General features: G+C 72.2%; 18 protein-coding genes. 11 read left to right on the top strand and 7 right to left on the bottom strand.

Features of this window, described 5'->3' with window-relative positions; genetic code table 11:
- Positions 1-238: 238 nt before the first annotated feature.
- Positions 239-1,369 (top strand): hypothetical protein, encoded by a 1,131-nt coding sequence (locus OG858_RS04200; RefSeq protein ID WP_086753544.1) that lies wholly within the window; start codon positions 239-241, stop codon positions 1,367-1,369.
- A gap of 65 nt (positions 1,370-1,434) precedes the next feature.
- Here the strand turns inward: OG858_RS04200 and OG858_RS04205 are convergent, their stop codons facing one another.
- Together OG858_RS04205 and lnt are read right to left on the bottom strand one after the other, a co-directional pair.
- Positions 1,435-1,908, bottom strand: a complete 474-nt coding sequence (locus OG858_RS04205; RefSeq protein WP_086753542.1) for an NUDIX hydrolase — start codon at positions 1,906-1,908, stop codon at positions 1,435-1,437.
- Between the two features lie 67 nt (positions 1,909-1,975).
- A complete protein-coding gene (gene lnt, locus OG858_RS04210) occupies positions 1,976-3,592 on the bottom strand; it encodes an apolipoprotein N-acyltransferase (RefSeq protein WP_319065218.1) in 1,617 nt (538 codons plus the stop codon).
- 293 nt (positions 3,593-3,885) lie between these two features.
- Here lnt and OG858_RS04215 point away from each other — a divergent pair, with 293 nt between their 5' ends.
- Positions 3,886-4,875, top strand: coding sequence for an O-antigen ligase family protein (locus OG858_RS04215; RefSeq protein WP_319065217.1), 990 nt, complete (start codon positions 3,886-3,888; stop codon positions 4,873-4,875).
- A gap of 28 nt (positions 4,876-4,903) precedes the next feature.
- On the opposite strand, the gene OG858_RS04220 is transcribed toward OG858_RS04215, so the two are convergent.
- Together OG858_RS04220 and OG858_RS04225 are read right to left on the bottom strand one after the other, a co-directional pair.
- Positions 4,904-5,461 (bottom strand): hypothetical protein, encoded by a 558-nt coding sequence (locus OG858_RS04220; RefSeq protein ID WP_086753812.1) that lies wholly within the window; start codon positions 5,459-5,461, stop codon positions 4,904-4,906.
- A gap of 52 nt (positions 5,462-5,513) precedes the next feature.
- Entirely contained in the window at positions 5,514-6,320 is an 807-nt protein-coding gene (locus OG858_RS04225; protein ID WP_319065216.1) for a glutamate racemase, read from the bottom strand.
- A gap of 57 nt (positions 6,321-6,377) precedes the next feature.
- On the opposite strand from OG858_RS04225, the gene OG858_RS04230 reads away from it, so the two are divergent.
- On the top strand, positions 6,378-7,553 hold the full coding sequence (locus tag OG858_RS04230) for a glycosyltransferase (RefSeq protein WP_179201458.1): 1,176 nt from the start codon (positions 6,378-6,380) through the stop codon (positions 7,551-7,553).
- A 58-nt stretch (positions 7,554-7,611) separates the two neighbouring features.
- Here OG858_RS04230 and OG858_RS04235 read toward each other — a convergent pair whose 3' ends face one another.
- The gene (locus OG858_RS04235) at positions 7,612-8,913 is read right to left on the bottom strand and encodes a TerD family protein (RefSeq protein WP_319065214.1); all 1,302 of its coding nucleotides are present in this window, start codon (positions 8,911-8,913) and stop codon (positions 7,612-7,614) included.
- Positions 8,914-9,229: 316 nt separating this feature from the next.
- Between OG858_RS04235 and OG858_RS04240 the strand changes: the two genes are divergently transcribed.
- The 5 genes from OG858_RS04240 (at position 9,230) to OG858_RS04260 (ending at position 15,616) form a co-directional block, all read left to right on the top strand.
- Positions 9,230-9,670: a DUF6643 family protein gene (locus tag OG858_RS04240; protein ID WP_086751432.1), complete on the top strand. Its 441-nt coding sequence runs from the start codon at positions 9,230-9,232 to the stop codon at positions 9,668-9,670.
- A gap of 54 nt (positions 9,671-9,724) precedes the next feature.
- Positions 9,725-10,549: an MOSC domain-containing protein gene (locus OG858_RS04245; RefSeq protein WP_086751434.1), complete on the top strand. Its 825-nt coding sequence runs from the start codon at positions 9,725-9,727 to the stop codon at positions 10,547-10,549.
- Positions 10,550-10,789: 240 nt separating this feature from the next.
- Complete coding sequence (locus tag OG858_RS04250; RefSeq protein ID WP_086751436.1) at positions 10,790-11,413, top strand: Rv1733c family protein; 624 nt, start codon at positions 10,790-10,792, stop codon at positions 11,411-11,413.
- A gap of 156 nt (positions 11,414-11,569) precedes the next feature.
- Positions 11,570-14,008: a right-handed parallel beta-helix repeat-containing protein gene (locus tag OG858_RS04255; RefSeq protein WP_319065213.1), complete on the top strand. Its 2,439-nt coding sequence runs from the start codon at positions 11,570-11,572 to the stop codon at positions 14,006-14,008.
- 99 nt (positions 14,009-14,107) lie between these two features.
- Positions 14,108-15,616, top strand: coding sequence for an alpha/beta hydrolase (locus OG858_RS04260; protein WP_406194732.1), 1,509 nt, complete (start codon positions 14,108-14,110; stop codon positions 15,614-15,616).
- Between the two features lie 22 nt (positions 15,617-15,638).
- Here OG858_RS04260 and OG858_RS04265 read toward each other — a convergent pair whose 3' ends face one another.
- A complete protein-coding gene (locus OG858_RS04265) occupies positions 15,639-18,059 on the bottom strand; it encodes a hypothetical protein (protein ID WP_408059375.1) in 2,421 nt (806 codons plus the stop codon).
- A gap of 292 nt (positions 18,060-18,351) precedes the next feature.
- Between OG858_RS04265 and OG858_RS04270 the strand changes: the two genes are divergently transcribed.
- Positions 18,352-19,185, top strand: coding sequence for a DeoR/GlpR family DNA-binding transcription regulator (locus OG858_RS04270; protein ID WP_086749787.1), 834 nt, complete (start codon positions 18,352-18,354; stop codon positions 19,183-19,185).
- Between the two features lie 95 nt (positions 19,186-19,280).
- On the opposite strand, the gene cds1 is transcribed toward OG858_RS04270, so the two are convergent.
- Positions 19,281-20,429 carry an L-cysteine desulfhydrase Cds1 gene (cds1, locus tag OG858_RS04275; RefSeq protein WP_373420836.1) on the bottom strand — a complete coding sequence of 383 codons (1,149 nt, stop codon included), beginning with the start codon at positions 20,427-20,429 and terminating at the stop codon, positions 19,281-19,283.
- A gap of 337 nt (positions 20,430-20,766) precedes the next feature.
- On the opposite strand from cds1, the gene OG858_RS04280 reads away from it, so the two are divergent.
- Both OG858_RS04280 and OG858_RS04285 read left to right on the top strand, forming a co-directional pair.
- Positions 20,767-21,087 carry a hypothetical protein gene (locus OG858_RS04280; protein WP_046705218.1) on the top strand — a complete coding sequence of 107 codons (321 nt, stop codon included), beginning with the start codon at positions 20,767-20,769 and terminating at the stop codon, positions 21,085-21,087.
- A gap of 274 nt (positions 21,088-21,361) precedes the next feature.
- The gene (locus OG858_RS04285; protein WP_327743108.1) at positions 21,362-21,931 is read left to right on the top strand and encodes an ATP-binding protein; all 570 of its coding nucleotides are present in this window, start codon (positions 21,362-21,364) and stop codon (positions 21,929-21,931) included.
- The last annotated feature ends 121 nt before the right edge of the window (positions 21,932-22,052 follow it).

Consider the following 22,052-nt stretch of genomic DNA (forward strand, 5'->3'; position numbering starts at 1 on the left):
CGAGAAGCGCCCATAGCCGGTCTTCGTACGCGCCGACGACTGGCAGAGCTCGAACACCGACGGGCGGCGACGGCCGGGCCGGGCCATGAACTGCGCGGCACGGCATGGCGAACCCCCGCGCGAGTGTCGCCGGTCACGCAAGCCGACGCACCCCTGTGATCCACATGTGACCGGCGCACCGTAATCTCCACCTCGGCCAACGGAGTTCACGGGGACACGGTCGATCGGGGGACGGCACATGACATATCGGCGTGCGGCGATACCGGCGGTGGTCGGCGGGCTGCTGCTCACGGCGCTGTTGTGGTGGGCGGGGGCGAGCGAGAGCGCGCTGCGGCTGCAGGGCTCCACCGACGTGCTGGGCGCGCAGGCCGCCGCCGACCTCGAACGCTGGCTCGCCCCGTGGTCGTACGACCCGCCGGCCTCGTCGCAACTCGGCGCCGCGGTGGGCGGGGTCGGGGACACCTTCCGGAGCGACAGCTCCCGTTACCTCTCGCTGTACTCGACCGCGCTGCAGATCCGCTTCGCCGCCGTCCTCGCCTTCTTCGTGCCCGGGGCGCTGCTCCTGGTCCGCAGACTGCCGCCGGTGCGCGGGCGGCTGACGGCGGCCCTGCTCGCGGTGTGGGCCTGGGGTGTCGTGGCGGGCACGCTGGCGGTCACCGTCTCCGCGCCGTGGCTGATCGCCTCGCAGGGACACGGCAGTTACCGCTTCCTGCCCCAGCTCGCGGGCGTGATCTCCTCGGGGCGGCAGGTCCTGGTGGCGACGGCGCTGGTCGCCGCCGTGGCGACGGTTCTGGTGGCGCGGGTCACCGCCAAGGGCGCCGGTCCGCTGCCGCAGGAGGTCGTCCCGGCACGCGCCGCACGCCTGGCCGCGACCGCCGGAACCGCGGTGATCGCACTGTCCCTCGTGGTCCTCTCCTACCAGTCGGTCGCCGCCACCCTCCAGACGGCCTTCTCGGGCGGCGGACTGCTCTCCGAACCCGGCGACCTCCTGCGCCAGTGGCTGCTGCTCGGCGCCTGGGCGGGCCCGGCGGGCACACCGCTCGGCGACTGGCTCCTGTACCGCGCCCTCGACGTCGCGCTGCTCGCCGTGGTGTGGTGGTCTCTGCGCCTGCTGCCCGGCCTGCTCACCCGGGCCGGCGTTCCCGCTCTCGCGGTCGGCGCCGTCTGCGCGACCGTCCTCGGCCTGCTGACGAGCCAGTTCCTGCGGATGCTGGTCGACGGGACGCAGCTTCGCTGGGACCTGACCGTGGCCGCCGGCTTCGGCGACGGCATCCCGGCAGCCCTGACCTGGGGCCTGGTGGCGGGAGTCACGACCGCCCTCACCCTCCGGATGGCCGTGGCCCGCACGCGGACCACGGACCCCTCATGACGACCTCGGCGGCGAGGTCATAGGAGACCTGCGCGGAGCGAGGGCCCACCCACGCCGGTTCGGCCTCAGACCATGGGGTCGAACCAGGTGACCGTGTCGGACATCGTCTGCTTGATGCGGAAGAGCGCGAACTCGCTCAGGTCCGGCAGAGCGTCCAGCGAGAACCAGCCGACGTCGAGGGACTCGTCGTCGTTGACGCGCGCCTCGCCGCCGACGGCACGGCAGCGGAACGTGGTGTCCATGTACTGGCAGACGTCCCCGTTGTCGTACCGCACCGGGTCCAACGCCTGGACGAGGACGACCCGTTCGGGCACGCACCGGACCGCCGTCTCCTCGTAGACCTCCCGCACGGCACAGGCCGCCGGCTGCTCCCCCGGGTCCGGGATGCCGCCGATGAGCGACCACTTGCCGTTGTCGGACCGACGGTTGAGCAGCACTCTGCCCTCGTCGTCGAGGACGAGGGCGGTGACTCCGGGGAGCCAGAGCAGCTGGGTGCCGGCGGAGGCACGGAGTGTGCGGATGAAATCAGGGGTAGCCATGGAGCCGACCCTAACGGGCCGGTTCCGTCACCCCCGCCCTTCCGGGACGCGCACGCGAGGCGTACGGCTACACGCCACCGGCGCGCCTCCCGCGCACACCGGCCCCGATCGCCCAGCCGAGCCCACCGGCCGCGACCAGCACCAACAGCATCTCGGGCGCGATGCCGAGCCGGGTGGCGGGCGTCTCGGAGGAGCGCAGCGGCACCTTCTGGACCAGCGAGTCCGGGACGAACATGCCCGTCTTCTGGGTGATCTTCCCGTCCGGCATGATGATCGCGCTGACGCCGCTGGTCACCGGCACGGTGACGGTGCGGCTGTGTTCGACGGCGCGGACCCGGGACATGGCGAGCTGCTGGTAGGTCATCTCGCTGCGGTCGAAGGTCGCGTTGTTGCTCGGCACCGAGATCAGCTGCGCGCCGTCGGTGACCTCGGAGCGCACGGCCCAGTCGAAGGCCGCCTCGTAGCAGGTGACGAGGCCGACCTTCGCCCCGTCCATGGTGAACACACCCGGCTCGGAACCCCGGCTGAAGTCCTTGCGGACCATGGACGTCCACTCGCTGTTGATGGCGCCGATGAGCGACCGCAGGGGAAGGTACTCTCCGAACGGCTGGATCTGCCGCTTGTCGTACGTGTCGACGGGGCCCTTCTCCGGGTCCCAGAGGATCTGCTCGTTGTAGAGCCTGCCGTCCCGCTCGACGACACCGCCGACGGAGATGGGGGCGCCGATGGCGGCGGCCGCCTTGTCGATCACCGCGCGGGCGTCGGGGTTGGCGAAGGGGTCGATGTCGGAGGAGTTCTCCGGCCAGAGCACGAAGTCGGGCCGGTCGACCTTGCCGGCCTTGACCTCGGCGGCCAGCCGCTCGGTCTCCTTGGCGTGGTAGTCGAGCACGGCCCGCCGCTGGGCGTTGAAGTCGAGTCCCAGGCGTGGCACGTTGCCCTGGATGACCGCCACGGTCGCGGTGCCGTCCTCGGCCTCGTCGCTCACCAGGGCACGGGAGGCGAGGGCGCCGACCAGGGGGACGGCCACGGACAGCGCCGCCACGGCCGCGGTGCCGCGGCGTACGGCCGCACCGGTCCGCCGGTTCTCGACTACCAGCCGCACCAGTTCATACAGGCCGAAGCCGCACAGGACGACCGCGAAGCCGAGCACCGGAGTGCCGCCGAGCGCGGCCAGCGGCAGGAAGACGCCGTCCGCCTGACCGAAGGCGATCTTGCCCCAGGGGAAACCGCTGAACGGGGCCCGCGCGCGTGCCGCCTCACCGGCGACCCACAGCGCGGCGGCCCACACCGGCCAGCCCGGCAGCTTCGACACGACGGCGACACCCGCGCCGACGAGGGCCACGAACACCGCTTCGATCACGACGAGCGCGAGCCACGGTCCGGGGCCCACCTCCACGCCGGTCCACACCAGCAGCGGCAGCAGGAATCCGAGGCCGAAGAGGTAGCCGAGGCCGAGGCCCGCCTTCCAGCCGCGTCCGCGCAGCACCCAGCCGAAGACCGCGAAGGCCGGCAGGGCCAGCCACCACAGGGTCCGGGGCGGGAAGCTGACGTAGAGCAGCACCCCGGAGAGCGCCGCGGCGGCGGCCGGAAGGAGTCGGCCGACCCATCGGGACACCCGGGAAACGGGCGCGGCCTGGGGTTCGAGCTGTTCCGGCTCGTCTACGGGAGTGGCGGTGACGGTCACTCGGGGAGTGTACGGCGCGTCGCCCCGGCGCCGACAGCGCGGCCCGTACGTCCCGGGTGAGGCTTTTGTCGCACACCAGGCGCAACGTTCCTGCGCAACTCGTCCACAAACCGGCGCATCACCCGTTACGGTGTGCGCGAGCCTCTGACGTGCGGCCGGACGGGGTCCGGGCGGTCGAGGCCCGTCACAGGTGAGAGGCGTCGGGGGGCGACGGGTTGGGGTCCACGGGGGCGCGGTCCACGGCCGGAGCGCCGGCCGCTCCGGAGAGACGGAACGTCTCCGATGTCACCGGCGTGCTCATGCTCGGCGCGTGCGCGGCCTGGTCGTTGACCACGGCGGCGGCGCGGGGCGGCCGCCCGGAGGGGGTGCTGCTGGCGGTGCTCGCGGTGGCGGCCGGTTACGCGGCGGGCCGGATCTGCGGGGCGCTGCTGCCGGTGCTGGCTCCGTCCGCCGGAGCGCTGGCCGGTCTCGGTCTGGCGATCACCGCCCCGCACGACATCGCCGGCTCACCGCTGCTCTCGCCGCTCGGGCACACCGGTGCGACCGCCGCGCTGCTGGCCCTGTCCGCGGGCGCCGCCTGCTGTGCCGCCTGGGCGGCCCGCTCGCCCGGCCCTCGGCTGGCCCTACGGCTGTTGACCTGCGGCATCGCGGTGACGGCGGCCGTGCTCGGCTCGACCACCGGCCTCGCCGCGTGTGTCGGGGTGCTGCTGTGCTCGCTCGCGGCGGCCCGGATGCGCCACCGGGGCCTGGGGCTCGCGGGGCTGGCGCTCGCCACGGCCCTGGTGACGGCGACGGTCTGGGCGATCGCCGAGGACGCACTGCCGGCCGGGCTGACCGACTCTCTGGAGGGACAGCTCACCCCGCACCGGGTCCTGCTGTGGCACGACGCCCTCGGCCTGGCCCACGACGAGCCGCTGCTGGGCACGGGGCCAGGCCGCTTCGGGGAACTCAGCCCGACGGTCGCCCTGTCGCTGCCGTCCGACGACAAACCCCACTCGGCACCGTTGCAGCTGGCGGCGGAGCAGGGGCTCATCGGTGTCGCCCTGCTCGCGGCGGTGTTCGGCTGGATCCTGTACGTCCTGTGGCGCGCCCCGCGCTCCACTCCGGTCGTCCTCACCGCGGGCGCGGCCCTGACCGCGCTGGCCGCGATCGCGGCGGTCGGCAACGCGCTGAGCTTCACGACGGTGACGGCGGGCGCGGGCCTCCTCGCGGGGATGGCCACGGCCCGGCCCCTGACGGACGGGGACGACGGCATCGGGGCGCGGGACCCCGACGACCGCTAGACGCAGGCGCCGGCCGGGACGAAGGGCGTCAGCGTGGGGCGCCGGACGCCTTCGGGGTCAGGCGGGCGCGGATGACGCTCACAGCCGTCTCCGCGTTGTCCACGGTGATCGTGAACGTGTGACCGTCCCAGAGGCGCAGCACCACGGCCTCTCCCCGTCGTACGACTACGGCGGTGCCTTTCTCGGGTCGCCAGCGGTAGCCCCAGCCGCCCCACTGGTGGGGGGTGACGCACGGGGCGAAGACGGCGTCGGCGACCTGGGACAGAGGGATGCGGCGGCGCGGCACGCCGATGTGCCCGCAGCGGACTTCGAGGCACTCCTCGTCGACCTTCACGGAGACATGCACGAACGCGAGCGTGCCGAAGAGGACGAGCAGCCCTGCCGCGATGCAGCCGACGACCGCCATGACGAGCGGGGCGGTACCGGACGTCCACGCGGAGTCGACCGCGAGTTCGATGCCCAGTGCCATGCAGGCGGCGCCGCCGAGTGCCAGCAGCCATTGGCCGCGGTTGGTGGCGCGGCCGGTCCATACCTCGGGGTGCGGGCCTGCGGGGGCGCCCGTCTCGCCGTGGGGGTGGTCCCTCATGGCTCTGAGACTACTCTCAGGTTCCACAGCGCGGGCACCTGGTTGCGGAACGTTACTGCTCCGGGGCGACGGCCAGCGCGGGACTGGCCGTCCGGAGCAGTCTGCCCTCCTCGTAGGCCAGTGCCGGGGCGGGCAGCGAGCCCTCGCGGCCGCTGAGGATGATGGTCAGTGTCGACTCGGTCCAGTCGGCCTCGGGCTTCGGCAGCTCGCCGATGCGGCGCAGCATCTGGGCGGCCACGGCGCCGGCGGAACCGTGCAGGACGAGGGGCGGGCGGCCGGGCTTCTGGACAGCCGCGCGGATGCGTTCGGCGACCAGTTCGTAATGGGTGCAGCCCAGGACGACGGTCGTCACATCGTCGGGGGTCAGTGCGGCGGCCGCGGCGATCGCGGCGTCGATCGCGGCGTCGTCGGCGTGCTCCACCGCTTCGGCCAGTCCCCAGCAGGGCACTTCGGTGACCGGTACACCGTCGGCGAACTCCTCGATGAGGCCGCGCTGGTAGGGGCTGCCGGTGGTGGCGGGCGTCGCCCAGATGGTGAAGGGGCCACCGCCGGACGCCGCCGGCTTGATCGCCGGGACGGTGCCGATGACCGGCAGACCGGGTTCGAGGAGGGCGCGCAGGGCGGGCAGGGCGTGGACGGACGCGGTGTTGCAGCCGACGATCAGGGCGTCGGGCGAGTGGGCGGCCGCCGCCTCGGCGACGGCGAGCGCGCGCTCCGTGAGGTCCTGCGGAGTGCGCGGGCCCCAGGGCATGCCGTCGGGGTCCGAGGAGATCACGAGATCCGCGTCGGGTCGCAGCCGCCGTACCGCGGCAGCAGCGGGGAGCAGACCGATACCGGAGTCCATGAGCGCGATCTTCACCCCGCCACGATAGACGATGGCCTCGGTACGGCCGCTCCGGTGGGGCAGACTGCGGGCGTGAGCGCCATCGCATGGATCGCCGCCGGATCACTCGCCGCCTGGCTGTGGCTGCTGCTCGGCCAGGGCTTCTTCTGGCGCACCGATGTGCGCCTGCCACCCCGCCGGGACCCGGACGAATGGCCGTACGTCTGCGTCGTCGTCCCCGCCCGTGACGAGGCCGCCGTACTGCCCGAGAGCCTGCCGTCGCTGCTGGCCCAGGACTACCCCGGCCGGGCGGAGGTCTTCCTGGTCGACGACGGCAGCTCGGACGGCACCGGTGACCTGGCCCGTGAGCTGTCCCGACGCTTCGGCGGGCTGCCCCTGACCGTGTCCTCACCCGGGGAGCCGCCCGCCGGCTGGACGGGCAAGCTCTGGGCCGTACGGCACGGAATGGAGCTGGCACACGCGCGTGGACCCGAGTTCCTGCTGCTGACGGACGCCGACATCGCGCATCGGCCGGACAGCCTGCGCGCATTGGCGGCGTCCGCGCGCACCGGCGGCTTCGACCTCGTCTCCCAGATGGCCCGGCTGCGTACCGAGAGCGTCTGGGAGCGGCTCGTCGTGCCCGCTTTCGTCTACTTCTTCGCCCAGCTGTATCCGTTCCGCCGGATCGGCGTGCGGGGTTCACGCACGGCGGCAGCGGCGGGGGGCTGTGTGCTGCTGAGCGCCGAGGCAGCCGAGCGGGCGCGGATCCCGGAGGCGATCCGGCAGGCGGTCATCGACGACGTGGCCCTGGCCAGGGCGGTCAAGAGGAGCGGCGGCCACATCTGGCTGGGGCTTGCGGAGCGGGTGGACAGCGTGCGGCCCTACCCCCGGCTGCACGACCTGTGGCGCATGGTCTCGCGCAGCGCCTACGCCCAGCTGCTGCACAGTCCGCTGCTGCTCACCGGCACGGTCCTCGGTCTGGCGCTGGTGTACCTCGTGCCGCCCGTCGCGCTCCTGGCGGGAACGGCCACGGGAGACCCGGCGACGGCGCTCCTCGGCGGGCTCGCCTGGCTGCTGATGGCGGCGACGTACGTGCCGATGCTCCGCTACTACGGCCGGCCGCTGTGGCTCGCTCCGCTGCTGCCGTTCACCGCGTTCCTGTATCTGCTGATGACGGTCGACTCCGCGGTGCAGCACTACCGGGGGCGCGGTGCGGCCTGGAAGGGCCGCACCTACGCGCGCCCGGACTCGGTCCTGGACGAGGGCTAGCTCCGAGCCGGCCCGAACCACAGCCCCTCTTGTACAGCAGGGGCTTGTCCGGGGGCGGCTATTTCCTGCCCGGGGTCCAGTTCATCCCCCACCCGTAGGCGTAGTCGACCGTACGCTGCGGGCTCACTCCGCGTTCGGGGACGAGGTAGCGGGCCTCGCGCTGGACGATGAGGTCGCCGCCCTGGTTGGTGATGAGGGCGAGCGCGCAGACGGTGGAGGGGACGGTGCACTCGTCGAGTGAGAAGTCGATGGGGGCACCGTGCTGCGGCTGGAGGGTGACCGTCGCGTGCAGGTCGGCGAAGGAGCGGGCGCCCTCGTAGATGGTGACGAAGATGAGGATGCGCCGGAAGTGCTGCTTGTGGTCGAGGTTGACGGTGAGGTTCTCGCCGCTGCTGACGGCGCCGGTGCGGTCGTCGCCGTCGAGATGGATGAAGGGCGGCTGGCGCAGGGATCCGAAGGCGTTGCCGAGCGCCTGGACGACGCCCTTGCTGCCGTCGGACAGTTCGAACAGGGCGCACAGGTCGAGGTCGAGGTCCGCGTGCATGGCGACGGCCCGGCCCAGTTTGCTGCCCCACCCCTTGAACTGCTTGCGCACCTCCCAGTTGAGGTTCACGCGCAGCGCGCCGGAGGTCCCGCCCTGCTTGGACAGGGAGACCGCCGGGGCCTCCTTGGTCAGCGTCACCTTGGAGAGACGGACCGGGGCCGGTGGCGCCACGGGAGGGGCGGGCGGCGGGGGCGGTGCGGGTGTCACCGGGGGCGGCACGGTGACGGGGGGAGCGACGGGCGTGGACGCGGCCGTGGGGGCGGGGGCGGGCGCCGCCGCAGCCGTGTGCTGCGGCTCGTCCACGGTGATACCGAAGTCGGTGGCGAGGCCCTCCAGGCCGCTGCTGTAGCCCTGGCCGACGGCGCGGAACTTCCAGGCGCCCTGCCGCCGGTAGAACTCCCCGAGCACGAAAGCGGTTTCGGCGCCGGCGTCCGCGGGGTCGAAGCGCGCGATCTCGGTGCCGGCCCGCTCGTCGAGCACCCGGATGTGCAGTCCGGGCACCTGCCCGAAGGTTCCGCCGTCCGCCGAGGCGGCCACCACCACGGTCTCGACGGCGGGCTCCACGCGCGCGAGGTCGACGAGGAGCGACTCGGTCACCTGGCCCCCGGCGTCCCGCTTGCCCTCGTGCCGGACCGCGCCTGAGGAGTGCGCGGGCTGGTTGTAGAAGACGAAATCGGCGTCCGAGCGCACCCTTCCGCCGACGAGCAACAGCGCCGAGGCGTCCGTGAGGGGCGCGCCCGGTGTGGAGCGCCGGCCCAGTTCCACGCGCAGCGCGGCCGTCGGCACCGCGGTGTTCGATCCTTTCGGCATTGACATGTCCGCCCCCATCAGAAGGTCATCCAAAGGTCGTCCCCAGGCCGCGTCCCACGCGGACCGTCGGATCCGGCCGGATCCGTTGTCGGCGCCAAACCTATTCCCCCGGGGCCCGGAACCCCCAGAACCCGTACCGAAAGATCCGTGGCCAACCGCCGGTAACCCGCCAGGAACTCGGCCTTTACACGATCAGTACGCACTTCGCTGCCCTTTTTCGCCGAGTTCGCTCGCATTGGGGATCCAGCGTCACTGCCGACACGGAAAACAACCCTCTTATCGGTCTCCCCAACCAGCACATCGTGGGCTTAACTTATGTGCCATGACCTCCCCCCGCTCCACCTACGGCGGCGGTTACTACTCCGCCTCGTCCTTCGCGGACACCCCGATCTACGACTCTCTCGTCGCCGAGCGGGGAACTCCTCAGATCGCCCCGATCCGGGTACCCGCCCAGTACGACACCCCGGGCAGCAACCTGCCCGCGCTCCCGTCGGCGCTCCCCGCGCTGCCGGCCGGCCCCTCCCAACAGTCCCCCGTCTACGGCTATCCGCAGGCCCAGCAGCCCTCGCCGCTGCAGCAGGCACCCAACGCGTACATCCCGCAGCAGGTCGCGGGCCCACGTGGCTACCCGGGCGCCCAGCCGCAACAGCAGCAACGCCCCATGGCCGGTTACGAGGCCATGCGCCCGGCGGCTCCGCGCCCGGCCCAGGCGGCCCCCTACCAGCAGGACCCGTACAACGGACAGCAGTACCGCGGGTACTGACGTACTTGGAATATTTCGTGTGGGGTTGTCACGGTCTGCTGGCAGGATGACCCCATGGGGAATCCGTCGCTGCACTCGATCCACGTCCACCCGCTGAAAGCGGCCCGGGGCTTCGCCCCCGACGAGGCCGTCGTGGAGCCCTGGGGGCTGGCGGGCGACCGTCGTTGGGTGCTGGTCGACGGCTCGGGCAAGGTCATCACTCAACGTCCGCATCCGCGTATGGCGTTGGCCGCCGCCGGGCTGCTGCCCGGCGGCGGTCTCTTGCTGTCCGCGTCCGGCCGCGCACCGCTCTCCGTCCCCGTGCCGGAGCCCACCGGCACGGTCACCGTGGAGATCTGGCGGGACAAGGTGGAGGGGGTCCCCGCCGACGCCGCGGCGCATGCCTGGTTCAGCGACTACCTGGGCATCCCCGTGCGGCTCGTGCACCTCGACGACCCCGCGACCCGCCGCCCGCTCGACCCCGAGTACGCCCGCCCCGGCGAAACCGTCAGCTTCGCCGACGGCTACCCGCTGCTGCTCACCACGCTCGCCTCGCTCGACGCGCTCAACGCGCTGGTCGCACAGGGTGGCCACCCCGAAGAGGGCCCGCTCCCCATGAGCCGCTTCCGGCCGAACGTGGTCGTCGACGGCACGGACTCCTGGGCCGAGGACGACTGGCGGCGCGTCGCGATCGGCGAGGTCACCTTCCGGGTCGCCAAGATGTGCGGCCGGTGCGTGGTGACCACCACCGACCAGGACACCGCCGAGCGTGGCCGCGAGCCACTGCGCACTCTCGCCCGCCACCGCCGTTTCGGCGACAAGTTGGTCTTCGGGCAGAACCTCGTTCCGGAATCCGGGGGCACGGTACGGATCGGCGATCCGGTGCGGGTGCTCGAATAGGGAGTTCGATCTCGACGAGATCTGCGTGGTCCTGAGGGAACCCCCTTCCCCACTTGAAAATTCAATCTCCTACGATTCGGTTCGCGTGCAGGGAACACACGCCTCGGGGCCGACCGTTGGGTCTTTGTGAGAAGTTCATGAGAAGGCCGGTGGGAGGGTGATTTCGCTCTCTCTTGACCGCGACCGCGCGTGGACGGCTCCGCCCCGGGTTATCACGGACGCGGAAGGGGGTGTGGGGCAGTGCGGGCAATCGGTGGGCTACGGGCGTTCGGCGGGCTGTGGCGTTGGCGCCACAATCCACTGCGGCGGACGACCGATCTGGTCGAGGCCTGGCTGGCGTTCGCGGCCCTGCTGCTGATCATCGTCGCCGCGCCCCTGATCGGCGCCGTCGCCGGCACCACCGCCCAAGGGGCCCTGCAGCAGTCCGTGCGCGACCAGCAGCAGGCCCGGCACCGGGTGACGGCCACCGTCGTCAAGAAGGTCGACGGCTCCCCCCTGGACCCGGACCCGGAGACCGCCACGACCCGCGACCGTCAGAGCCGTGTGGTCGCCGACTGGACCGGCCCGGACGGCACCGACCACCACGGCACGGTCATGGCGAACCTCAAGACCCCGCAGCCCGGCGACCACTTCACCCTGTGGACGGACGGCCGGGGCCGCATCGTGGGCCGCCCCCTGGACACCACCACCGCGACGACCCATGCGGTGCTGGCCGGATTCGGCGCCACCGCGCTCGCCGCGGGGCTCGTCGAGGGCGCCAGACGACTGATCGTCTGGCGCATGGTCCGCCGCCGCTACGCCCATTGGGACCAGGCCTGGGACAAGGCGGGGCCGGACTGGGGCAGGACGGGCACGGGCAGCTAGTACCACGCCCCGCGACCGAGGCATGATCCAAAGGGCAGGCCCCAGCCGCCTTCCCACTCCGGTCAACTCCCCCTGCCCGCGCACGCTACGGTGGACCGACCAGCCGAACTGTTCGGCATCGACCCGCGTTCCACGAGGTGGGGGCACAGCAACGCCATGGCACAGGGCACGGTCCAGGTGACGCACACCGGTACATCGCGGTGGCGGCGCCGCACGGGTGAGTACGCATCGCTCGCCGCAGCCCTGGAGGCCGCGAGTGACGGCGATGTCCTCATCGTCGCTCCCGGCACGTACCGGGAGAACCTCGTCGTGCAGCGGGGGGTCACGCTGCGCGGTCCTGAGGGCTCGCCCGGCTCGGTCCGCATCGCGCCCGTGGACGGGGTGCCGCTGACCGTGTCCGCCTCGGCCGTGGTGCAGGACCTGCATGTGGAGGGCCAGGACGCGGCGGCGCCCGCGCTGCTGGTCGAGGACGGCACCCCCGAGCTCCTGGACCTGCGGATCGTGACACGTTCCGCGGCCGGCATCGAGGTGCGCGGCGGCGCCCGCCCGACGGTCCGCCGCTGCACGGTCGACAACCCGGCCGGCATCGGCATCGCCGTGGTCGACGGCGGCGGTGGCGTGTTCGAGGAGTGCGAGGTCGTCTCGGCGGGCCAGGCCGGTGTCGCGGTGCGCGGAGGCGGCCATCCGAGGCTGGAGCGCTGCCGGGTGCACCACACCTCGGGCTCGGGCCTGACGGCGACCGGGGAGAACTCCGCGCTGGAGGCCGTCGGTTGCGAGATCTACGAGGTCCGCGGCAGCGGCGTACAGATCACCGGGCGGGCCACGGCCCATCTCACCGACTGCGATGTGCACCGCACGACGGCCGACGGGGTCACTCTCGACACGGACGCCGTGGTCACCCTCGCGGACTGCCGTATCCACGACATCCCGGAGAACGCGGTGGACCTCCGCTCGCGTTCCGTCCTCACCCTGACCCGCACGTCGGTGCGGCAGTTCGGGCGCAACGGACTGTCGGTGTGGGACCCGGGCACGCGCGTGGACGCCAACCAGTGCGAGATCTTCGACAGCACCGGCGACTACCCGGCCGTCTGGATCAGTGACGGCGCGACAGCGGTCCTGGAGTCCTGCCGGGTGCACGACGTACCGGACGCGCTGTTCGTGCTGGACCGGGGTTCACGCGCGGACGTCGTCGACAGCGACCTCTCACAGGTGCGGAACACCGCTGTGTCGGTGAGCGACGGGGCGACCGCGCAGCTCGACGACTGCCGTATCCGGGACGCCGCCACGGGCGCCTGGTTCCGCGACCACGGCAGCGGCGGCACCCTCAACGGCTGCACCGTCGACGGCACCCAGACCGGCGTGATCGTCACCAAGGGCGCCGACCCCACCATCGAGCGCTGCACGGTGACCTCACCCGCCGAGGCGGGCTTCTACGTCTCGGCCGGGGGGCGCGGCAGCTTCCTCAACTGCCGGGTGACGGGCAGCGGCGGCTACGGCTTCCACATCATCGACGGCTGCCGGGCCACGCTGCGCAAGTGCCGTACGGAGCGCTGCGCGCGCGGTGGTTACGAGTTCGCCGACGGCGGCCCCGGATCCGCGGGCGGCGGTCCGGTGGTCGAGGACTGCACCAGCGACGAGAGCGCGGGGGTCCGGCCCCCGGCCCCGCAGGAGACCGCCACGCAGACCACGGCGCAGTCGCCCGGCCTGCTGGGCTCGATCCCGGGCCAGCGCACCACCGATCAGCCATCGGCCACCGTGCCCGCCGTGGAGCCCGAGACACCGGCGCGGGCCTCGAAGGCCGTCCTCGGTGAACTCGACGCGCTGGTGGGCCTGGACAGCGTCAAGCGCGAGGTCCGCGCCCTCACCGACATGATCGAGGTGGGCCGCCGCCGCCAGCAGGCCGGCCTCAAGGCGGCTTCCGTCAAACGACACTTGGTGTTCACGGGCTCCCCCGGCACCGGCAAGACCACGGTCGCCCGCCTCTACGGCGAGATCCTGGCCTCGCTCGGCGTCCTGGAGAAGGGGCATCTCGTCGAGGTGTCCCGCGTGGACCTGGTGGGCGAGCACATCGGCTCCACGGCGATCCGCACCCAGGAGGCCTTCGAACGGGCCCGTGGCGGTGTGCTGTTCATCGACGAGGCGTACGCGCTGTCACCGGAGGACTCAGGGAGGGACTTCGGCAAGGAGGCCATCGACACCCTGGTGAAGCTGATGGAGGACCACCGGGACGCGGTCGTGGTGATCGTCGCGGGCTACACGGCCGAGATGGAGCGCTTCCTCACCGTCAACCCCGGTGTGGCGTCCCGCTTCTCCCGGACCATCACCTTCGACGACTACGTCCCCGACGAGCTGCTGCGCATCGTGGAACAGCAGGCCGAGGAGCACGAGTACCGGCTGGCACCGGGCGCGGGCGAGGCCCTGATGGACTACTTCACCGCGCTCCCCAAGGGCCCGGCCTTCGGCAACGGCCGTACCGCGCGGCAGACCTTCGAGGCGATGGTGGAGCGGCACGCGAGCCGGGTGGCCCAGGTCGCCGAACCTGACACCGACGACCTGACGTTGCTCTACGCGGAGGACCTGCCGAAGCTGTCGTGACGGACGTGCCGGGGGGGGTACCCCCCGGGGGAGAACCCCACCACAGGTGGGCTGTCGGCCGGATGGGGCCGGAGCGATCCGGCCGACAGCATGATTCCCATGACGATTCGCACCCGACGAGCCCTGGTCCTGGCCCTCGCCGTCTCGGCCACCGCCACCGCGCTGACCACCGTCACCGGCCCGGCGGCCGCCGAGGCGACCCCCTCCTCCCCCACCCTCACCTGGCGTCCGTGCGCCTCACCCACAGGTTCCGCCGGTCAGGAGTGCGCGGAGCTGCCCGTACCGCTCGACCACCGCAACCCGGACGGCCCGCAGCTCACCCTCGCCGTCTCCCGGCTGCGCAGCGAGAACTCCGAGGCGCGGCGCGGCACACTGCTGGTCATCCCTGGCGGACCGGGCGGCTCCGGCGTGAAGCAGCTGACCCAGCAGGGCAACGCGCTGCGGCGGGAACTCGGCGACGCGTACGACATCGTCAGCCTCGACCCGCGCGGCACGGGCGGCAGTACGCGGGCGAGCTGTGGGCTGCCCGCCGCCGACCGGCATCTGGTGACGCTACGGTCCTGGCCCTCGCCCGACGGTGACATCACCGAGAACGCGGCACGGTCCCGGCGTACCGCACAGGCCTGCGCGAGGAACGGTGGTGCGGTGCTGCGCAGCCTCACCACCGCCAACGAGGTGCGGGACATCGACCGCTTCCGGCAGGCCCTGGGCGAGGAGCGGCTGTCGGCGTACGGGGTGTCGTACGGGACCTATGTGGGAGCCGTCTACGCGCAGAAGTACCCGGAGCGGACCGACCGTTGGGTGCTGGACAGCAATGACGACCCGAACCCCCGGCTGGTCGCGCGCGGCTGGCTGGCGAACATGGCGCGGGGCGCGGAGGAGCGATTCCCGGACTTCGCGGCCTGGGCCGCGGACCCGGCACAGGAGACGAGGGGTCTGCGTCTGGCCGAACGGCCGCAGGACGTACGGCCGTTGTTCCTGTCCCTGGCGGCCGAACTGGACCGTGCGCCGCGGGCGACGACCACCGGAGGGGTCCCCCTGACCGGGAACCGACTGCGGCAGTCGATGCAGAACGCCCTGTACGACGACGACTCGTTCGACGAACTGGCTCTGTTGATGAGGCAGGCCATGGACCCGAAGGCGACACCGGTCCTGACCCCCGACGTGGCCGGACCGATGAGCGACACGGAGGCGGCATCGGTCATGGCGGTGGTCTGCAACGACGTGCGCTGGCCCGCGTCGGTCGGCGCGCACGAGCGGGCCGTGGCCGACAGCCGGGGGCGGTATCCGCTCACGGCCGGGATGCCGGTGAACATCACGCCGTGTTCCTTCTGGAAGAACGAGCAGGCGGAGAAGCCGACCCGGATCACCGACGACGGTCCGTCCAACATCCTCATGATCCAGAATCGGCGGGACCCGGCCACCCCGTACTCCGGCGCGCTGAACCTCCGGGCCGCGCTGGGCGACCGGGCCCGGCTCGTCACGCTGGAGAGCGGCGGGCACGGCGCGTATCTCGGGACGGGGAACGCGTGCGGCGACCGTACGGTGACGAACTTCCTCCTCACAGGACAGCGGCCGGAGCGGGACACCACCTGCCCGGACGCGTGACCGGGGTGCCGGCGGCCATGGTCTAGGGCTGCCGGGGGCCCGGCAGCTCCGGGCCGATGCGCGCCAGCAGTTGTTGTCGCTCATGGGCGAAGGCCGGGTCCGCCTGGTAGTCGGAATGGCCGAGGATCGGGGAGGGCAGCGGGTGGGCGCCGGTGCGGCCGTAGGCGAGCGGGTCCGTGAAGGGCTCGGCGTCGACCTGCGGCCCGCACCGGCTCGTCACACGCACGGGGCCGCCTATGGGGTCGGTGAGGCGGTAGAGGTTGCGCCAACAGTCGACCTCACGGTGCAGGGAGGCGAGCGCCTCGGGGCCGAAGTGGGCGGGGAACCAGCGTCCGTACAGCCGCTCCAGCGGGGAGCCGTAGGTGAGCAGCGCGACCCGTTTGCGGACCGACGGGGGCAGTTGCCAGGCGGCGGCAGCCGCGAGAACGCTGCCCTGGGAGTGTCCGGAGATGACGAGCCGGCCGCCCGTGGCGCGGGTCCAGGTCGCCATGCGCCAGGTCAGATCCGGTACGGCCCGCTCGGCATAACAGGGCGGTGCGAACGGGTGCGCGGCGCGCGGCCAGAACGTGCCCACGTCCCAGAGGATGCCGATCGTGCGGCGCGCGGAGGCGTCCTTGTAGGCCCGGCGCCCCCAGGTGACGAACAGCAGGAAACCAACGCCGATCAGCCAGGATCCCAGCGCCTGCGCGGTCTGGGCGGCGCCCGCGAGGAAGTCGTACGAGCCGCGCGCCGCCCGCGCCGGAGTCTCGCGTGTCGCCAGGGCGCCGGACAGGGCTCCGGCGCCGAGCAGCAGGGTCACGGTGGAGGTGACGGCGATGATGCGGGGCGCACGGTCGGTGAGGGCCGCCATGGCCCGGGTGCGGGCGATGCGGCGGGTGCGGCCGGCGTCCTGGGACTCGTGCTCCTCGTTCGGTCGCTCCCGAGCCAGGTCGTACTCACTTTCCACGGCCGCCGTCTCCGCTCGCCGCAGGACCCAGGTGCGGCGGGCCAGCCAGCCGAGCAGGCCGAGGGTCACCAGGAGGAGGGGCGGGATGACGGAGGCCTGCCAGGTGAGGAGGACGGGTGGTCCAGGCAGGGCGTCGTCGGTGCCGCCCAGCCAGTCGGCGACGCGCTGGGCGACGCCGGCGGACATCACTCCGCCGAGGGCGCAGGCGAGCATGGCGACGGCGGGGCCGGCGAGACCGTACATGGCGGTGCGCGGGTCGGGGCGGGAGCGGTACAGCGTGTGGGCGACCACGCCGAGCGCGATCACGAGCAGGCCCTGGACCAGGGTGATCCCACCGAAGGTCATGTCGCCCGGCAGCCGCCCCGCCGACCGCCAGCCGGGGCGTGACCACCCGGCGTACACCATGGCGAGGACGAGCAGGACGATCGAGCAGACCGGCAGGCGGCGTACCAGGTGCTCGTCCAGGTGCTTGTCGAGGCGCCGCTCGCTGCGGCCCCGGCGGCACACCACCCACACCACGGCGACGGCGAGCACGACGAGTGCCGCGTTCAGCAGCCAGCCCAGGAGCTCCGGCAGGACGGGGCCGCCCGGCCGGCGGTCGTGGCGGGCCGCGGACGTGCCCACGGCCGCCGCGACGGTCAGAAAGCCGGCCGCGGTGTGCGCGGCCCGCAGCCTGGCCACGAGGCGGCGCCCGTACCAGAAGCCCGGCCGGCCGAGAGCGACGCCTGCCGTGTCCTCGACGTCGGGTGCGATGCGTGGAGCCTTCCCGTCATCGGGACGGGCGTCGTCGCCGTCCATGGGGCGCTGGGACTCGTACTCGCTCCAGGTGCGGTGGGAGAGGTACCACAGGAGGCCGGTCAACGCGGTGGGCACCACGGCCGCCAGGGCGAGACGGCGGCCGGGCAGACTCCACCAGCCGTTGCCGGAGACGGCCGGGGAGAGGAAGCCGAGCCAGGTGTGCGCCCGCGCGCACGCGCGTGCGCCCGCGCACTGCCAGGCGGTCAGGTCGAGGGCGACCTCGCAGGCCGCCGCGACGAGCAACACGGTCAGGGTCAGGCCGGTCAGCCGGACGAGGAGGCCGTAGAGGCGTACCGTCCGACGGCGGTCGTGGGTGCCGGGGCGCATCCAGTGGGCGAGGTTGACGACCATGAACGGCAGCAGCAACAGCCACAGGGCGCGGGAGCCGTTGCCGGAGGTGAGGTTGCACCAGACGTAGGCCTCGGGGACGGGCTTGCCGCTGTGGTCGGCGGGCCGGCTCTCCGCGTCGGCGTCCTCGGTGCGCCGGAAGACGGCGGCCGTGTCGTCGCCGGTGATCCGGACCGTGCGCGGATCGTCCAGCATGCGTTCGGGGCTGGTTCCGCCGACGCCGTGGACGAGGAGTTCGAGGGCGACACCGTCCGTCGTGGACCGGCCGGATTCCGGGTGCTCATCCGCCTCGACGGGCACTGGATGTTCCCTGGGTTCCGTATGTGTCGTATGTTCCCTCGCACGATCCACTGTTCCGCTTCCCCCGTGATGCGCCGCAAGTCAGGTGTGAGGTACAGGCACTGATGATCGCCGCTGAGGGGGCCTCGTACACCTGTGGTCACCGAATCTCCCCGATCCGTGTGATAGTGGCGGGCGCGAGGAACGGAGCGTGACGTGTACGTGACGGTGCAGGTAGTGGCGTCGCCCGTCGTGGGGCGTGCGAATATGGGACGTCCTCGGGACCGGGGACGGGGAAATGTCCTCGTCGGAGGGGGTAGGGAAGGCGTGTCGGGCGTGATGGGGCGAAAGGACCGGAGCGGGCGTGAGTGAGAACCAGAACCTCCTCGCGGAGCAGCGCCGAGCCCTGATCCTCGACGAGGTACGACGGCGAGGCGGGGTCCGGGTCAACGAACTGACCCGCAGACTGGGCGTTTCGGACATGACGGTGCGCCGCGATCTGGACGCGCTCGCCCGCCAGGGCGCGGTGGAGAAGGTGCACGGCGGCGCGGTGCCGGTGGCCGAGGCGAGCACGCACGAGCCGGGTTTCGAGGCGAAGTCCGGGCTGGAGCTGAGTGCCAAGGAGGACATCGCGCGGGCCGCCGCGGAGCTGGTCGCTCCCGGTTCGGCGATCGCGTTGTCGGGCGGTACGACGACGTACGCGCTGGCGCACCGGCTCGTGGACGTGCCGGACCTGACCGTGGTCACCAACTCGGTGCGGGTCGCCGATGTCTTCCATGCCGCCCAGCGCACCACGGGCCCCCGGCAGGGGGCGGCGACCGTGGTGCTCACCGGTGGCGTGCGGACGCCGTCCGACTCCCTGGTGGGGCCGGTGGCCGACCAGGCGATCGCGGCGCTCCACTTCGACGTGCTGTTCCTCGGGGTGCACGGGATATCGGTCGAGGCGGGTCTGTCCACACCGAATCTGGCGGAGGCCGAGACCAACCGTCGGCTCGTGCAGTCGGCGCGGCGGGTCGTGGTGGTGGCGGACCACACCAAGTGGGGGACGGTGGGGTTGAGTTCGTTCGCGGCGTTGGAGCAGGTCGACACCTTGGTGACCGATGCGGGGTTGCCCGCGCAGGCTCGGGCCGAGATCGCGGAGCACCTGCGGCGTCTGGTGGTGGCCGGGGAGGACTCCGACGACGGCGGCGAGATCTGAGCGCTGTCGCACCGAAGGTGGTCCGCGAGCCGCGGGCCGGTCGTGGCTGGTCGCGCCCACGCGGCGCAGCCGCATGGGGATACGGCCCCGCGCCCCTAACTGGGATCTGCCCACACCCCTGTGCGCAGCAGTGACTCGATGACCGCCGCGTACGGCGCGATGTCCAGGCCTTGGCTTCCGAGCCACTCGTCCGAGTAGTACTTGTCGAGGTAGCGGTCGCCCGGGTCGCACAGGAGGGTCACCACGCTGCCGTGGCGGCCCTCCGAGACCATCTCGGCGATGATCTTGAGGGCGCTCCAGAGGCCGGTGCCCGTGGAGCCGCCGGCCTTGCGGCCGATGGCGTGTTCCAGGGCGCGTACGGCTGCGACGCTGGCGGCGTCGGGGACCTTCATCATGCGGTCGACCGCACCGGGGACGAAGCTGGGCTCCATGCGGGGGCGGCCGATGCCCTCGATGCGGGAGCCGCAGTCGCAGGTGACGTCGGGGTCGCCGGTGGTCCAGCCCTCGAAGAAGCAGGAGTTCTCGGGGTCCGCGACACAGATACGGGTGTCGTACTGCATGTAGTGGACGTAGCGGGCGATGGTCGCGGAGGTGCCGCCGGTACCGGCGGTGGCGACGATCCAGGCGGGCTCGGGGAAGCGCTCCAACTGGAGCTGACGGAAGACGGATTCGGCGATGTTGTTGTTGCCTCGCCAGTCCGTGGCCCGCTCGGCGTAGGTGAACTGGTCCATGTAGTGGCCGCCGGTCTCCACAGCGAGGCGAGCCGACTCCTCGTACATCTTCCGGGAGTCGTCCACGAAGTGACAGCGGCCCCCGTGGAACTCGATCAGACGGATCTTCTCGGCGCTGGTCGTGCGGGGCATGACGGCGATGAAGGGGACGCCGATCAGCTTGGCGAAGTACGCCTCGGAGACGGCAGTGGAGCCGCTGGAGGCCTCGATGACGGGGCGGTACGGCCGGATCCAGCCGTTGCACAGGCCGTAGAGGAAGAGGGAGCGGGCGAGACGGTGTTTGAGGCTGCCGGTGGGGTGGGTCGACTCGTCCTTGAGGTACAGGTCGATGCCCCATCTCTCGGGCAGCGGGAAGCGCAGCAGATGGGTGTCGGCGGAGCGGTTGGCGTCGGCCTGGACCTTGCGCACGGCTTCTTTGAGCCAGGTGCGGTACTCGCTGTCACTGTGATCGACGTCGAGGGTCGCGCCAGGACGGGTGGGGCGGGGGGTGTTCACGGCGTGCTCCTCACGCATTGCGCCGACGGCGGATCGCGGCGTCGGACACCCCGATGATAAGCACCTTCCACACGCTTCTCACCTGCATAAACATGCCTTTGAGCACCTCAAAGACACTCCTGTGGCGGGGATGCGCGGGGCGCATGGGGGGCGCATGCCGCGCATGCGCCGGAACCCCGCCCCCGGTCCACCGTGCGCACTGGTGCTCGACGCGGGGGACGTGCAGACTTCACCGCACGGGCCGGGTGGACATCGCCTGGGCCGCCCGGGCGGAGCGGCCTCGGGCACACTGGATCAGGGTCCGCGACGGATCACACGACACAGGACAGCCGAGGCGCACTAGGGGGCGGGGCACATGGCCGAGCCGGAGTTCACGGCCACGGGCGTGCGGATCGGAAAGAGGCTGCGGCAACTCACCCGGGCGGGGCAGGTCCGGATCGAGGACGGCCGGCTGCAGTTGCTGACCAGCTACGGCAGCGAGATCGACAGCGCGCCGGTGCAGGCGGTGCGCGCCTCGAAGCCCTGGTTCGCGAACGAGGACCGGGCGTTGGCCGACGTCAACGGCACCCGCTACACGCTCACGCTGAACGAGCACGACCCGGCTCCGGGGAAGCCCGGTCCGCCCTCGGCGCGCCGGTTCATAGAGGCGGTACGCAGGGCCGCGGGGCGCGGCTGACGGACCGCGAGTTGCGGGACCGGACCCCCTGGGTCACTCTGGTCTCACGTCACTCTGGGTTTACCGGCGATAACGCTGCGAACCAGTTCGCCGGCCACGTCAGCGGGCGGCGGCCGTACGCAGCCACCCCCACGAGCAGGCGGCAGCCCCGGCTTCCGCCACCAGGCGGCCAGTCGTAGGCGGCCGCACCACAGCAGGCGGCGTTTTTCGCCCAGCCACCTCGCTGGATCCGTACTCCGATCTTCTTCCGGACTCAATTCGGGGAGTCGCAGCCGTGATCAGCCAGCAAAGCAGGCACTGCACGGTGGAGCTCCAAGCCCTGCCGTCGCGGATCGGCCAGGTCCGCAGAATCGTATCTGCGCAATTGCGCTACTGGCATCTGGATCCCTTGATAGAGCGGGCCGCACTCGGGGTGACCGAGCTGCTGTCCAACGTCCACCGGCACGCGGAGCCGGACAAGCTGTGCACCGTGGAGATGGAGTTGCTCCTCGGCCGGCTCACGGTCTCGGTGCACGACAACGACCCCCGCCTCCCGGTCGCCCAGGACGCGGAACCCTTCGCCACCTGCGGCCGCGGTCTCGCCATGGTCGCCGCGGTGAGCGAGAGCTGGGGTGTGCGGCCGCACGGCGAGTCGGGGAAGGTCGTGTGGTTCACGCTGCCCGCGTCCTCGGCCGCGGTGCCGAAGATCTCGCCGTACGACACCGGGCTGACGGTCGACGCCGGACTGACGGTCGACACCGGACTGACGGTCGACGCCGGGCAGCCGTACGACACCGGACGCAGGCCCGCCGCGCGTGGGCGCAGGTCCGAACACGCTCCCGCCCGGTCGGCCGTCGCAGGCTGACCGGGCGGTGACCCGCCCCGTCACAGGCTGACCCGGCGGTGACCCGCTCGTCGTCCATCGGCGGCGGTCGTACACAGCCAGGTGTTCGTCCATCGGCACCGGTCAGGCATCGCCATTTGTT

It is taken from the genome of Streptomyces europaeiscabiei, from assembly GCF_036346855.1.
Classification (GTDB): domain Bacteria; phylum Actinomycetota; class Actinomycetes; order Streptomycetales; family Streptomycetaceae; genus Streptomyces; species Streptomyces europaeiscabiei.